This is a genomic window from Acidobacteriota bacterium, from assembly GCA_021161905.1.
Taxonomy (GTDB): domain Bacteria; phylum Acidobacteriota; class B3-B38; order Guanabaribacteriales; family JAGGZT01; genus JAGGZT01.
Genome location: JAGGZT010000053.1, coordinates 43,422 through 57,190, shown reverse-complemented (window position 1 = coordinate 57,190; position 13,769 = coordinate 43,422). Strand labels below are relative to the sequence as shown.

At 51.3% G+C, this 13,769-nt stretch carries 11 protein-coding genes; 1 reads left to right on the top strand and 10 read right to left on the bottom strand.

Going from position 1 to position 13,769, the window contains the following annotated elements; translation table 11 throughout:
• The first annotated feature begins 56 nt into the window (after positions 1-56).
• A complete protein-coding gene (locus J7L64_07415) occupies positions 57-1,298 on the top strand; it encodes a DNA helicase UvrD (GenBank protein MCD6452169.1) in 1,242 nt (413 codons plus the stop codon).
• Here the strand turns inward: J7L64_07415 and J7L64_07410 are convergent.
• The 10 genes from J7L64_07410 to xerC all read right to left on the bottom strand — a co-directional run bounded on the left by J7L64_07410 (position 1,295) and on the right by xerC (position 13,767).
• Positions 1,295-2,428 carry an aminotransferase class V-fold PLP-dependent enzyme gene (locus tag J7L64_07410; GenBank protein ID MCD6452168.1) on the bottom strand — a complete coding sequence of 378 codons (1,134 nt, stop codon included), beginning with the start codon at positions 2,426-2,428 and terminating at the stop codon, positions 1,295-1,297. The two genes, J7L64_07415 and J7L64_07410, sit on opposite strands and share 4 nt — an antisense overlap.
• A gap of 13 nt (positions 2,429-2,441) precedes the next feature.
• A complete protein-coding gene (locus J7L64_07405; GenBank protein ID MCD6452167.1) occupies positions 2,442-4,364 on the bottom strand; it encodes a glycosyltransferase family 39 protein in 1,923 nt (640 codons plus the stop codon).
• A gap of 14 nt (positions 4,365-4,378) precedes the next feature.
• Positions 4,379-5,590 carry an Nramp family divalent metal transporter gene (locus J7L64_07400; GenBank protein ID MCD6452166.1) on the bottom strand — a complete coding sequence of 404 codons (1,212 nt, stop codon included), beginning with the start codon at positions 5,588-5,590 and terminating at the stop codon, positions 4,379-4,381.
• Positions 5,591-5,594: 4 nt separating this feature from the next.
• A complete protein-coding gene (locus J7L64_07395) occupies positions 5,595-6,944 on the bottom strand; it encodes a sodium:alanine symporter family protein (GenBank protein MCD6452165.1) in 1,350 nt (449 codons plus the stop codon).
• Between the two features lie 110 nt (positions 6,945-7,054).
• Positions 7,055-7,882, bottom strand: coding sequence for a diaminopimelate epimerase (locus J7L64_07390; protein ID MCD6452164.1), 828 nt, complete (start codon positions 7,880-7,882; stop codon positions 7,055-7,057).
• Between the two features lie 25 nt (positions 7,883-7,907).
• A complete protein-coding gene (locus J7L64_07385; GenBank protein ID MCD6452163.1) occupies positions 7,908-9,461 on the bottom strand; it encodes a fibronectin type III domain-containing protein in 1,554 nt (517 codons plus the stop codon).
• 19 nt (positions 9,462-9,480) lie between these two features.
• Positions 9,481-10,872, bottom strand: coding sequence for an ATP-dependent protease ATPase subunit HslU (hslU, locus tag J7L64_07380; GenBank protein MCD6452162.1), 1,392 nt, complete (start codon positions 10,870-10,872; stop codon positions 9,481-9,483).
• On the bottom strand, positions 10,873-11,439 hold the full coding sequence (hslV, locus tag J7L64_07375; protein ID MCD6452161.1) for an ATP-dependent protease subunit HslV: 567 nt from the start codon (positions 11,437-11,439) through the stop codon (positions 10,873-10,875). It lies immediately after the preceding gene.
• A 51-nt stretch (positions 11,440-11,490) separates the two neighbouring features.
• Entirely contained in the window at positions 11,491-12,828 is a 1,338-nt protein-coding gene (locus J7L64_07370; GenBank protein ID MCD6452160.1) for an NCS2 family permease, read from the bottom strand.
• A gap of 3 nt (positions 12,829-12,831) precedes the next feature.
• The gene (gene xerC / locus J7L64_07365; GenBank protein MCD6452159.1) at positions 12,832-13,767 is read right to left on the bottom strand and encodes a tyrosine recombinase XerC; all 936 of its coding nucleotides are present in this window, start codon (positions 13,765-13,767) and stop codon (positions 12,832-12,834) included.
• Positions 13,768-13,769: the final 2 nt, after the last annotated feature.

Sequence of the window (13,769 nt, the reverse complement as noted above, 5' to 3'; positions counted from 1 at the left end):
TTCGATGGGCTACACTAAAAGGGAAGCCGTCTAATAATCAGAGGAGCTTTTAGCCGATGAGGATAATCGCTGATCTTCACATACACTCCCGGTACTCCCGGGCGACCAGCAAAGAGATGGAGGTCCCTGAGATCGCTCGATATGCGGAGCTCAAGGGAATAAACTTGGTAGGAACTGGTGATTTCACCCATCCTGCCTATTTAGCTGAGTTGAAGGAACATCTTGAGGAAACAGGAAGCGGTCTCCTCCGCCTAAAGGAAGGAGGAAAGGTCCATTTTATGCTCTCCACTGAGGTGAGCAATATCTACCATCAGGGAGGGAAATTAAGGAAGATTCACACCCTCATCTTCGCCCCCAGCTTTGCCCTTGCCGATAGGATCGTAAGAAAGCTCGATTCTTACGGAAAGCTTGAATCCGACGGCCGTCCTACCTTCGGCTTTCCCGCTTCTGACCTCGTCAAAATGATGAAGGATATCTCGGACGATATCGTCATCGTTCCCGCTCATGCCTGGACGCCCTGGTTCTCGGTCTTCGGCTCGAACTCCGGCTTCGATTCGCTTGAGGAGTGTTTTGGAGATGCTCGCTCTGCCATCTTCGCCATCGAGACTGGCCTTTCCTCCGATCCAGAGATGAACTGGCGGGTCTCGGCGCTCGATTCCGTCTCCCTCATCTCGAATTCCGATGCCCATTCCCCCAAAAAGCTGGGCAGAGAGGCAAATGTCTTCGATTGCGAACCGGATTATTACCGGATATTCGAGGCGATAAAGGAGCGCGATCGCCGAGCCTTTCTCTTCACCGTGGAGTTTTATCCCGAGGAGGGGAAATACCACTATGATGGGCACAGGAATTGTGGCATTCTCTTCTCCCCCAAGGAGAGCATAAAGCATAATAATATCTGCCCTGTCTGTGGAAAACCGCTCACCATCGGGGTAATGCACCGAGTAGAGGAGCTCGCTGATAGACCCGAAGGATACACCCCGCCTGGTGCAATACCATCACGCCATCTCGTTCCCTTAGCCGAGATAATCGCTTCTGCCTATGAACAAGGAGCGGAATCAAAAAGGGTGGAGGAGGAATACCTCCGATTGATCAACCGGTTTGGCTCCGAGTTCGAAATCCTTCTCGATGTGCCGGAAGAAGACCTAAGAAAAGCTACCAACCCAAAGATAGCTGAAGGGATCATAAAAGTGCGGCAAGGGAGGCTCAAGATCACTCCCGGCTATGACGGCGTCTTCGGCAAGATAGAGATATTCGGCGAAGCGGAAGAAGAAGAGAAAAACCAGCTAAGCCTTTTTTAGCTGGAAAATCCATCCACTATCTCGAGCATCCGCTCCACTTCATCCTCACTATTATAGAAGTGGGGAGAAACCCTGATGCCATCAGCTCGCCTCGAGACGACCACCTTATGCTTCAAGAGATGATCATAAAGGGCGGGGATATTCCTCCCGCTGAAATTGATGATGGAAGAACGATGTATCCTCTCCCGAGCACTCCTTATCACATACCCTCTTTTCTCAAGCCCTTCGACTATCATCTCGGTGAGGGCGATATCCCGCTCCTCTATCTTTCTTGGTCCAAACTCGAATATGATATCCAGTGAACGGTTCAAGCCAGCCAGTCCCAAATAATTTATATTGCCGGTACGGAACCGCTCGGCATCGGGGCAGAACTCAAAGCGGTAGGAGAGATCTTCCATCTCGGTGGTCATCCCGAGATAACTCACATAGGTTGGCTTTATCCGGGAAAGCCAATCCTTAGATACAAAGAGAACTCCGATCCCTGCTGGGGCGAGTAGCCATTTGAAGGCGCTCGCAAAAAGTGCCGATATCTTCTCTCTCTTCACATCGATAACCATCGCCCCAAGGGAGTGGGTAGTATTTACCGCAAAGAGGATGCCCCGTTCCTCACAGAACTCCCCCAACTTCTTAAGGTCGAGGCGATAGCCATCCATCCAGTTGACATGACTCACCGCCACCACTTTTGTCCTTTCATCAACCCTGGCGATGATATCCTCCTCGGTAACCCGATATTCCTCCTTTGGCTGAGCGAAACGGATCTCAATCCCATCTCTCTTTGCCCGCCACATCCAGGGATAGATCAAGGCGGGGAAGGCTCCGTGAGGGATAACCACATTATCCCCTCGTTCCATCTCCGCCCCTAAAGCGATGATGTTTATCCCATCGGAGGTATTGGTGATGTAGGTTATCTCCTCGGTCTCGGCGTTCATCAGCCGGGCGAGCTTCTCCCTCACCCTCAGCTCCATCCCCTCACGCCGTTCCGTCCTCACCTCAGCCGGAATCTCTCGATCGACATAGGTCTCAGCTACCGCCTGGCGTACCGAGAGGGGCACCGGTGCCATAGCGGCATTGTTGAAGTAAATGCACTCCTCAACCACGGGGAACTCTTTTCTCAGTCTGGCAAGGTCCATCTAAGCCTCCTTTCTAACTTTCAAGAAGATATATATCCCTAAATCGGGCTATAGCCTTCCGGGTCCGGATATAATCCAAGAAGAGCTTCTCATCATTAGGCGAGGAAAATCTGAGGTAACCAAGGACCCTTCTCAGCCTCGCCAACTCAGGGACATCGAGCAGGATAAAGCGGATCCCCTTCGACCTCAGCCTTTTCTCTATCTCTGGGATCCCTTTCCCTCCCTCTATGAGCTTTACAATGTAGCGTCCGTTATTTGCGGAGGGCACGATCGCTCCTTTCGGAGCATAAAAAGCCCTCGTCTCTCCGATAAAGAGGATTTTCCCGGATCTGGCTAACTCACCTGCTTTCACCATTAGAGGATATGAGGGGACGAACTGGGTTATATACACCCTTCGGGGAAGGGAGGTGAAGACCACACGGTAGCTCGAGGTCAGCGTTTCGCGAAAGGCGATGCCCCAGCCGGTATCTATGGTGGCAAATATTATGAGAACCGCGGTCGCCAACCTCTTAAGCCTAAACCGGGCAAAGAAAGAACCAAAGGAGAGGAATAAAAGGGCATAAGCAAAAAGAGCATAGCGGAAAAGATTGGCAACATTCCCCGAAAGAAGGGAAAAGAAAAGGAGCTCCACCACCCCAAAGATGCCGAAGATAGCCAAATTACGCTCCCTCTTTATGAGGAAAAAGGGGAGGAGAACCGCAATCGGGATGATAAACCGGTGAAACCCTATTTGCGCCCAGCGAGAGAGGAGGGCGAAGAAGGTGGCAAGGAAGGGAAGAAACTTGAAACTGCCTCCGATTCTTCCACTCAGGCTCTGGTAGAAGAAGTATGCCTCTTCTTTCCCCCAATCCTTTCCCCCAAACAGGGAATAGAAGAAGGGATAGACCGGGTTCCCAGTAAGGATGAGATTCTTCACCAACCAAGGAGAAAGGATGAGCGCTGAAATCCCCAAAAAAAGCATCACCGCCCTCCACCTCCGAAAGCTTTTTTCCCTCTTGAGTAAAAAGATGAAGAAGACCAAGATAATAACCCCGATGACATTCTGATATTTGAGGGAGAGGGCAAAACCGGAAAAAAGAGCGGAAAGAAAAAGTGCCTTTTTATCCCCGGCGAGGAAACGGAGGATGAAATAGAGAGAAAGAAGAAGAACAAAGCACGATAGGAGATCAACATTCACCAATGTCGAAAGGAGAAAGATCTGGGGGAGGGAATAAAAAAGTAGCGCGGGGAAAAAACCGCCCCGGTCCGAGGAAGTGATCTTTCTTCCGATAAAATAAAGGAGAAGGGCAGAGAAGAACCCGAAAAAGGCATTCAGCAACTTCCCCACCACCCCACTTTTCAGGATCAAGGCTAAGAGATAGATCATCTCCCCTCCCTGGGGCAGGCTCCCGTGCATATTGTAGGGGAGGTAGAATATCCGATGAGCATCAAGGTATTCCTTAGGAAGACCAAGATGATAGACTAAAGCATCGTAGAAGATCACCGGGCTGAAAGCAGAGATAAGATTGGCAATTACCATAAGGAGGAAGATCAAGGCGAAAAAGAGATTCTCCTTCTCCGGAAGGAGGAGTTGAGAGAAGGGTACGAACACCTTTCCCCTTTCTTTTATTAGAACATAGAGAACAGAAACAACGAGCAAAAGGATAAGAACCGGGCGGAAGAGAAGACCAAAAATCCCCAAGAGAAAACCAAGGAAAGAGAAGAACAAAAGCCCAAGTCCAATGGCAGAAAGGAGTAATTCACCCGCAGAAAAGGAGAGCTCGGGGAAAAAGCGGGAAAGAAACTCTCCTCCTACGAGGTAGGTTGCGAAAAGAATAAGGAGGAAAAGTCCAAATTCAGAGAGATAGAGGGGAAGTTTTCCCTTTCCACCCGCGATCGCCACCAAAAGAACAAAGAGGGGAAAAACCGCTCCGCTGATAATAAATATCCTCCGCATCCACATATTTCCCCCTATTTCCCAAAGCCAAACGCCCGAAGGAGGTTCAAGCCGGCAATAATAAAGGTGATTCCTACAATAAGCCCACCCACCAAGTTCAGAAGAAGATTATTCACTCTACCCTTAAGGATAGCACGATCATTCATCGAAAAGAGGAGAAAGACGGAGAGGAGGGGAAGTATAAAGCCGTTTGCCGCTTGAGCGAAGACGATCGCGGGAATGGGTTTTACCCCGGTAAGGGAGACGATAGCACCAGCTAAAAGGACGAAAAACCAGACGAAGCGGAAGCCCTTTTCCCTCGTCCCCTGCTCCCAGCCCAAAGCTCCCGAGGTGGCGTAAGCAGCAGCAAGGGGTGCAGTAATGGCGGAGGAGATACCAGCGGAAAAAAGCCCGATGCCGAAAAAGAGATTAGCCCATCTCCCAAGAAGGGGAGCGAGCTGTTTAGCCATATCACCCGCTCCCCTTATCTCAACATTCCTGCCGAAGAAAGCGGCGGAGGCGGTGATTATTATCGCCATCGAGATCAAACCTCCGATCACAATGGAGATAGCAAGATCGCGCCGCATCGCTGGTATCTCCTCTGCCCCCTGCCATTTCTCCCTTGCTATCGAGGAATGAAGAAATAGGTTGTAGGGTACCACCGTGGTTCCGATCAGCGCCACTATGAGATATAGAGACTGATGAGGAACACGAGGTATTACTATTCCCCTGACTATGGAGAGGAAATCGGGCTTAACGATGATCGCAGTGGCGATGAAGGCGAGGCTCATCGTGAAAACGAGGAGAATGAGAACACGTTCCACCAAAAGGTAGCTTCCTCGGTAAAGGAGCACAAAGGCAGAAATGGCGATAAGAAAAACCCAGAACCGCAGGGGGATCCCGGTTATCGCCGAAAGACCGAGTGCACCTCCGATGATGTTTCCCGCCTCGAAGGCAGCACAACCGAAGGTAATGGCTGACACCACCAACGAGATGGTGAGGTATCTTGCTACTGGAGAGGGCGAACGCTCCCTCAGCACCTCAGAGAGCCCCTTTCCGGCGACAAGTCCCAATCTCCCGCTCATCTCCTGGAGGATGAAGGCGGTGACGGTGGCGAAGACCATCGTCCAGAGGAGGGCATATCCGAAACCTGCCCCTGCCAGAGTGCAGGTGGTAACTGTCCCCGGACCGATGAAGGCAGCGGTAACCACCAATCCCGGTCCTAACCCCCCTTTTCCTTTTTTCATCTAACTATATCTTATACTTTTCAATATAGCGCCTCGTCTCATAGGCGACGACCCCACTCAAACCGAGAAGACCAACCAGGTTAGGTACCGCCATCAAAGCGTTCATCACATCCGCCAAGTTCCAGACGAGCTCCAACTTCACTACTGCACCTATAGCCACTACGACGCAGAATATGAAACGGTAGGGATAAACCGCTCTTTCTCCTAAGAGGTACTCTATCGACTTCTCTCCGTAATAGCTCCACCCAAGGATGGTGGAGTAGGCAAAAAGGATAAGACCAATGGAAACAACCAAGGCACCAACACCATGAGGAAGTGCCTGATTAAACGCCATAGCAGAGAGCTCTGCCCCGGTTTTCCCCGAGGTCCAGAGGCCGGAAGAGAGGATGACAAATCCGGTTAGGGAGCAGACAACTATCGTATCGATAAATGTCTGGGTCATCGACACAAGCGCTTGGGTAACCGGCTCCTTGGTCTTGGCGGCAGCAGCAGCGATGGGAGCAGAACCTAAACCCGACTCGTTCGAGAACACCCCCCGGGACACCCCCATCCTTATCGTCTGCATCACGGTAGCGCCAAGAAAACCACCGGCAGCAGCAGTCGGGGTGAATGCCTTGGTAATGACGAGACGAAATATCTCTGGTATCATTCGCCAATTGATGAAGACGACCAACAAAGCAGCGCCGAAATAGAAGATTATCATTATGGGAACGAGCGTCCCCGTCACCCTGCCGATGCTTTTTATCCCCCCTATGATGACCAGCCCGGTGGCAAAGGCGAGGATGAGCCCGGTCACCCAAAAGGGAATGCCAAAGGTAGCCTCAACCACATCCGCCACCGAGTTCGATTGAACCATATTACCGATGCCAAAGGCGGAGATGGAGGCGAAGATGGCAAAGATCGCCCCCAGCCAGGGCAGGTTGAGCCCTTTGGAAATGTAGTACATCGGACCACCACTCATCGTCCCAAATTTATCCACCTCACGGTATTTAACCGCAAGCACCGCCTCGGAGTACTTGGTAGCCATTCCGAAGAAGCCGGTTATCCACATCCAGAAAAGGGCACCAGGACCTCCAGCGGTGATCGCGGTAGCCACTCCCGCAATGTTCCCCGTACCAACGGTGGCGGAAAGAGCGGTCATAAGCGCCTGAAAGTGGGATATATCTCCTGCCTCCTCGGTATCCTCCTTCCTCTTTACGAGGGCAAGCCAAAGAGAGTGCCACAACTTGGTGAACTGAAGCCCCCGCAGTCTCAAGGTAAGATATATCCCGGTCCCTACAAGGAGGATAAGCATCGGTGGACCCCAAACCCAAACCCTTATCACTGAGATGATGGCTGATAATCTCTCTTCCATACCTCACCTCTTTTGGTTTTTAAGTGATACTGAACCCCTCAATAACATAAAAGGAGATAATTATAGCATAAAGGGGTTCTTATCTTCGAGGAATAATCAAAAGAAAAACATCAACCAAGGAAGGCGTCGGGGAGAAGTCTTCCTTTAGCAATTATCCGCGTCTCTCCCTCAAGGAATACATCCCGGAACACCCTCCCATCGTAGGAGAAATCGATGATATTCACTATCCCACTTGGGGGAATACAGCTAACAGGGGAAGAAACCTTGCCCAGAGCGGCAAAGACGCAGGAAGCAGCAAGACATCCTGTCCCCGAGGAGAGGGTTTCCTCCTCCACCCCTCGTTCATAGATACGGAGGTGGAGATGATGTTCATCCTCAGGATGGACGAAATCCACATTGGTTCCCTCAGGGGCAAAATGCTTATGATGCCTAATCTTCCTTCCCAGCTCCACCACCGGAGCCCGATCGAGATCGAGAACCGGCACCACGAAGTGGGGAACGCCGACATCAACATAATGTCCTTCAACCCGCTCTCCATCGACATCGAGAACGAGGAAAAGTGACGGAGGAGCAGGAGGCTGAACCTTGACCCGTACCATCTCCCCCGATACCTCAGCTTCCATAATCCCCGCCGTAGTCTCTATCTTCATCTTGCGAGAAGAGACAAAGCCCTCTTCATAGGCAAGCCGGGCTAAACAACGAATACCATTGCCACAGAGCTTCGCCTCACTCCCATCAGGGTTGAAGAAGCGCATCTTGATATCGGCATCCAATGAATGTTCAATCAGGATCACCCCGTCTGACCCAAGAGAGAACCTCCTGGTGCAGATAGCGGGAATAGAGGCCAAGAAAATCCTTGGAAGCTGACCCTCCCTATTATCGACGACGATGAAATCGTTCCCTCCCCCTGAGACCTTATAAAACTCAATCCCTTTCATTCTCCCTCCTAAAAAAATTATTAACTCATCTAACCGTCAGCATAACCGCCCTTGAACGCTTGCTCTCGTTTCGTGCCCTATCCACCGCCTTTACAAAGTAGATATAAACCCTTCCCACCAGGACCTTGCGATCATTAAACATCGGCTCAAGAATCGGCTTTTCATTCAGCCTTACAAAATCTTTTTCCCCTCTTCTCTTACGGTAGAGATTATAGCCCATCAGATCGGGAGCTTCCACCTTCTGCCACGAAAGATGAACCGTTCCATCGCCGGTAATGGCGGTAAGACCCTGAGGCTGAGGTGGGGGAAAAGTATCCTTCGCCACTACCTTAAGCTCCTCAGAATCCGGGCTCTCGTAAATCATCCCCCCCAGCGAATATATCGATCGCACCATATAGTAATAGGTCTTGCCGAAGGAAAAACTTCTATCCGCGAATTCGACCCTCTCGGGAAGAGCGATCTCGTCGCTAAGGAGCAGTTTCTCCTTTCCTTTCTCCGGAAGATAACTCACCTTGAAATCAGCGATCTCGAATCTAAAACCATTGGGAGAGCGAGACGGCGTGATATTAACCATCAATCGAGAAAGTCCTTTATATAGCTTACAGTTGAAGGAAAAAGAGGAAAAATCCTTTGAGAACTCAATCCTCTCCTCTTTAAACGGTTCTTTCGGTTTAGGACTTGCCTCAAAACTAAAGCTCCCTACCACCTTCTCTTCTCCAACCACCCGGGCGGAAAAGGAGACGGAAATTGTCCCAGAAAGAGCGTTTTTTAGCGAAGAAAGATCGATCTCCCTGGTGATGAGCGCCTTGGTACCCTCAGCGGTGATGAAGGAAAGTATCTTTCTTCCTGCTTCCTCATTCCGGGATAAACCGATCACTCCACTTACCTTCCATCCCTTGGGGAGATAGGCTAAGGGTTTTGAGTTTCGGGGCGAGATATAAAGGAACCCTCCTTCCTCCCGGCGGTAGATATTAAATCCGAGAAAAAGGGGAGGGCTTGAGCCGTCGATGTTCTTCTTCGGGGGAGAAAAGGCAAGCTTTATCTCACTTTCCTCTACCGTGGCGGAAAGATCGGCTGGTGGCTCTGCCACCAACCGAGGGATGAGACAAACAGGACGGGAAAAAGACGACTTGTTCCCCTTTGGGTCCACCACTCGAACCGCATAGAGATAGGCGACAGCCCCCTCTTTTTTTAAGTCAATGGTATCCTTCAGAAACACCCTTCTTTTAAGGAGCGCTTTCTTAAGCTCTTTTCCCTCCAACAAACGCCACCTTTTTCCTTTGAACTTCTTCAAATGCCGGGAGAGCTCCGCTTTCCGTTTCGCCGGATTATCCGAAGGTAAAGGAAGTACCTCCCGATAGACCTCTACCTTTTTTACCTCAAGCGATGCCCCATCGGTGTAGCTGGCTGGAAGAAGGAATGAGATAAAAACCTCCTTCCCCACCTCCTTAACAAAGAGCTTAGAGGGAGAAAGGGGTTTCCTTATTATCGGAGGGAGTGGATTTCCCTTCTTGCCACAGGCAAGCTGGAGAGAAAGCAGAAAAACGGCAAAAAGAAAAACCCCCCTTCTTTTACCCATCCTCATCAGAAAGTGAAACTTAAAGGATATACCGACTCAAATCCTCATCAGCAACCACATCCTCAAGCATCTTCTTCACATAGGAGGCGTCTATCGTCACCTCCTTGCCAGCGAGTTCGGGACCAGCGAACGATATCTCCTCAAGAAGCTTCTCCATAATGGTATGAAGCCTCCTCGCACCGATGTTCTCCGCGCGATCGTTCACCATCTCGGCATACTCCGCTATCAGCTCCACCGCATCGTCGGTGAAGACAAGCTTCACCCCTTCGGTAGCAAGGAGAGCGGTATACTGCTTCACCAGAGCGTTCTTCGGCTCGGTGAGGATGCGGATGAACTCCTTCTTTCCTAAGGGATCAAGCTCCACCCGGATGGGAAACCTCCCCTGAAGTTCGGGGATGAGGTCTGACGGTTTGGTAACATGAAAGGCACCGGCAGCAAAGAAAAGGATATGATCGGTTCTGACCAAGCCGTATTTGGTAGTAACCGTGGTTCCCTCAACTATAGGAAGGAGATCCCTCTGCACCCCTTCCCGACTGACATCAGGACCGTAGCCCTTCTCCCTTCCCGCCACCTTATCCAGCTCGTCTATGAAGATGATGCCCGAATTCTCCACCCGTTTTACCGCAAGCCTTGCTATCTCATCCATATCGAGGAGCTTCTGCTCTTCCTCGCTGATCAAGTACTCCCGCGCCTCCTTCACCGTCATTCTCCGCCGTTTGCTTTTTCCCCCTAAAAAGCCGGGGAGGAGGTCCTTGATGTTTATCCCCATCTCCTCGACGCCGGAGCTGGTTATTATCTCGAAGCTGGGGAAGGAACGCTCGGTCACCTCGAGTTCTACCTTTCGATCATCGAGAAAACCTGCCCTTAATTGCTCTCTGATCTTTTCCTTTATCTCCCGCTCCCTTACCTCATCCTCAGGGGAAAAGCCCGTCCCCGGGGGGACGAGAAGGGAGATAAGTCGTTCTTCGGCACTTTTTTCCGCCTTCTCCCTTACCTCTTTTCTCTTTTCCTCCCGTACCATATTGACCGCTATTTCGGTGAGATCACGGATCATTGACTCCACATCCCGTCCCACATAGCCCACCTCGGTGAACTTGGTCGCCTCCACCTTGATGAAGGGAGATCTGGTAAGACGGGCAAGCCTCCTCGCTATCTCGGTCTTTCCCACCCCGGTGGGACCAATCATCAGGATATTCTTGGGGTAGACCTCCTCAGCAAGCTCCGGCGGAAGCCTCTTCCTCCGGAGCCGATTGCGAAGGGCAATCGCCACTGCCTTCTTCGCCTTGTCCTGTCCTATTATGTACTTATCAAGCTCGGCGACGATCTCCTTTGGGGTGAGCTCCCCCTCAAGCACCTTTAACACCCCAGTTTCATCCTCGGGAAGTGGTTTTCCCGGAAGCGGAATGGTCATTTACAACTCCTCTATCGTTATATTGTCGTTGGTGTAAACGCAGATCGACGAAGCTATCTTCATCGCCTCAAGGGCTATCTCCCGGGGAGGAAGATCGGTATGGGCGAGAAGCGCCTTCGCTGCTGCCAAAGCATAAGCCCCACCAGAACCAACCGCAAGCAGATCATCATCCGGCTCGATGACATCGCCCGTTCCCGAAATAAGATAAGAGCTATCCTTATCCGCTACGATAAGGAGTGCCTCAAGCCGGCGAAGGGTTCTATCGGTCCGCCAATCCTTGGCTAACTCCACCGCCGCCCTTCCCAAATTTCCCCGGTACTCCTCGAGCTTCCCTTCAAACCGGGTAAAGAGGGCTAAGGCATCAGCCGACGAACCAGCAAAGCCGGCGAGCACCTTATCGTGAAACAGTTTCCTTATCTTCCGCGCAGTAGTCTTTATCACTGTATCCTGGAAGGTCACCTGCCCATCCCCCGCCATCACCACCTTCCCCTGATGGCGAAGAGAAAGGATGGTCGTCCCCCTAAATCGATAATCTCCATCAAAAGCCAAATTACCTCCTCCTTTCATCCACTTATGATGTAATATAATCCTCGCCTTGCGGAATGTCAAGAAACCGCCCTAAGTAAGGATATAGCGAAGGACAAATAAAAAAGCGAAGAGATATATCAGCCAATGAAGCTCCTTTCCCCTACCCGTGATCAACTTCAGAAAAGCGAGTGAGATAAAGCCAAAAGCAATCCCCTCGGTGATGCTGAAGGTAAGAGGCATAACGAGCATCGTGAGGAAGGCGGGAAATGCTTCAGTTGGGTCGTCCCAGTTTATCTTCCTCACCCCCCTTATCATAAAGCTACCCACCATAATGAGCGCTGGGGCGATCACCGGATAAAGGGTAACCCCCTTTGCCATCTCATAACCCCCACCCACCATCTCCACCACCGGATAGAAGAAGAGAGATAAAAGCATCAGTACCGCGGTGGCGACATTGGCAAGGCCAGTTCTTCCCCCGGCTGCCACCCCAGCGGCACTTTCGACATAGCTGGTAACTGTCGAGGTACCAAGAAGGGCACCGGATACAGTACCCACCGCATCGGAGAAAAGAGCCTGCCTCGCCCGGGGAAGTTTCCCTTCCTTGAGGAATCCCGCCTGCTCCGATACCCCAACCAGTGTTCCCACCGTGTCGAAGAGATCGAGGAAGAAGAAGACGAAGACGATGCTCAGGAAATCAACGCTCCGAAAGACCCCGGCGATATCGAGTTTGAACAGGGTAGAGGAGATAGAAGGAGGTTTTGCCACTATCCCATAATAATGCACCAGACCGCAGAGAAGTCCTGCCAAGGCGGTTCCTATCATCCCAAGGATTATCGCCCCTGGAACCCGAAGAAGATAAAGCACGAAGATCAACCCCAATCCGAACAGGGAAAGGAGCACTGGCGGGCTCTTTATATCCCCCAAACCGACCAATGTCCCCGGAGTATCCACCACTAACCCCGACCACTCGAAGCCCAAGAAGGCGATGAGCAGTCCGATCCCCACTGCAATGCCATACTTAAGCGAGGGGGGAATGATGTTGACGATCAGCTCCCGGAAACCAAAAAAGGAAAGAATGATGAACACCACTCCAGAGACGAAAACGGCACCAAGCGCCACCTGCCAGGAGTAACCATACCCACCCATCGCCACCGCCCCACACACGGTGAAGGCGAAGTAGAAATTGTGTCCCATTGCCGGGGCAAGGGCTATGGGGTAGTTGGCGTAAAAGCCCATTATCAAGGTGGCGATAGCGGAGGAAAGAACCGTTGCTACCATCACCGCCCCTTTATCCATTCCAGCAGCGGAAAGGATGACCGGCTGAACGAAAATGATATAACACATTGCCATAAAGGTGGTGGCACCAGCGGTGAGTTCACGAGATACCGTGGTACCGTTTTCCTTCAGACGAAAAAACCTTTCCAGCATAGTCTACCTCCCTTCATCCTCCTTTTTTGCCCGCGGATGGGCTTTATCATAAACCTCACGGAGCTTTGCCAAGCTCAAGTGGGTGTAGCGCTCAGTGGTAGCAAGACTCGAATGACCAAGGAACTCCTGGATGAAACGGAGATCAGCCCCCCGGTTCAGGAGATGGGTAGCGAAGGAATGGCGAATGGTGTGAGGAGAAATCCTCTTTTTAAGCGATGTCCTCCTCACATATCTTGCGATTATCCGGGCAACATCACGAGGGAAAAGCCTCTTCCCGCTCTTCGAGAGGAAGAGAGCGGGCTCATCCTTTGATTCACCAAGCAGATTCCTCCTTTGCAAAAGATAACCCCGAAGCGCGCGGGAAGCAGCGCTTCCAAAGGGGATGAGGCGCTCCTTCTTCCCCTTTCCCCGAACGAGTACACTCCTTCCCCTCAGGTCGAGATCGTCGAGGTTTAGCGAGACTATCTCCGAAACCCGCATTCCGGTGGCGTAAAGAAGCTCGAGGATCGCCTTATCCCGAACCCCTAAGCTCCTCGCTCGAAGCTCCTCCGTAGTTGAAGGCGCTTCCACGAGCTCCTCCACCTCCTCCACCGTGAGATAGCTGGGCAACCTTTTGGGAAGTCGGGGGCTTGAGATCACCTTGGCGGGATTTACCGTCATCCTCCCTCTCTTGATGAGAAATTGAAAGAAGGAACGAAGGGAAGCAAGCTTCCTCGCCATTGAACTCTTAGCTTCTCCCTCTTCGTAGAGGAAGACGAGGTAATCCTCCACCATCCTTGGAGTGACTTGAGAGGGAGGGGTGACTTTCTTCCTTTTCTCATTTATGTAAGAGAAAAACTGCCTCAGGTCCCCCCGATAAGACCGGGCAGTATGCTCCGAATAATTCCGCTCCTCTTTAAGGTAGCGGACGAATTCATCTATCTCGGCAAAAGCTTTCATTA

Excerpts from the sequence above, each read along its gene's own strand:
- hslV (MCD6452161.1), bottom strand. The coding sequence starts at position 11,439 with ATGAAAGGAGGAGGTAATTTGGCTTTTGATGGAGATTATCGATTTAGG.
- xerC (MCD6452159.1), bottom strand. The coding sequence starts at position 13,767 with ATGAAAGCTTTTGCCGAGATAGATGAATTCGTCCGCTACCTTAAAGAG.
- J7L64_07395 (MCD6452165.1), bottom strand. The coding sequence starts at position 6,944 with ATGGAAGAGAGATTATCAGCCATCATCTCAGTGATAAGGGTTTGGGTT.
- J7L64_07400 (MCD6452166.1), bottom strand. The coding sequence starts at position 5,590 with ATGAAAAAAGGAAAAGGGGGGTTAGGACCGGGATTGGTGGTTACCGCT.
- hslU (MCD6452162.1), bottom strand. The coding sequence starts at position 10,872 with ATGACCATTCCGCTTCCGGGAAAACCACTTCCCGAGGATGAAACTGGG.
- J7L64_07390 (MCD6452164.1), bottom strand. The coding sequence starts at position 7,882 with ATGAAAGGGATTGAGTTTTATAAGGTCTCAGGGGGAGGGAACGATTTC.
- J7L64_07385 (MCD6452163.1), bottom strand. The coding sequence starts at position 9,461 with ATGGGTAAAAGAAGGGGGGTTTTTCTTTTTGCCGTTTTTCTGCTTTCT.
- J7L64_07405 (MCD6452167.1), bottom strand. The coding sequence starts at position 4,364 with ATGCGGAGGATATTTATTATCAGCGGAGCGGTTTTTCCCCTCTTTGTT.
- J7L64_07370 (MCD6452160.1), bottom strand. The coding sequence starts at position 12,828 with ATGCTGGAAAGGTTTTTTCGTCTGAAGGAAAACGGTACCACGGTATCT.
- J7L64_07410 (MCD6452168.1), bottom strand. The coding sequence starts at position 2,428 with ATGGACCTTGCCAGACTGAGAAAAGAGTTCCCCGTGGTTGAGGAGTGC.
- J7L64_07415 (MCD6452169.1), top strand. The coding sequence starts at position 57 with ATGAGGATAATCGCTGATCTTCACATACACTCCCGGTACTCCCGGGCG.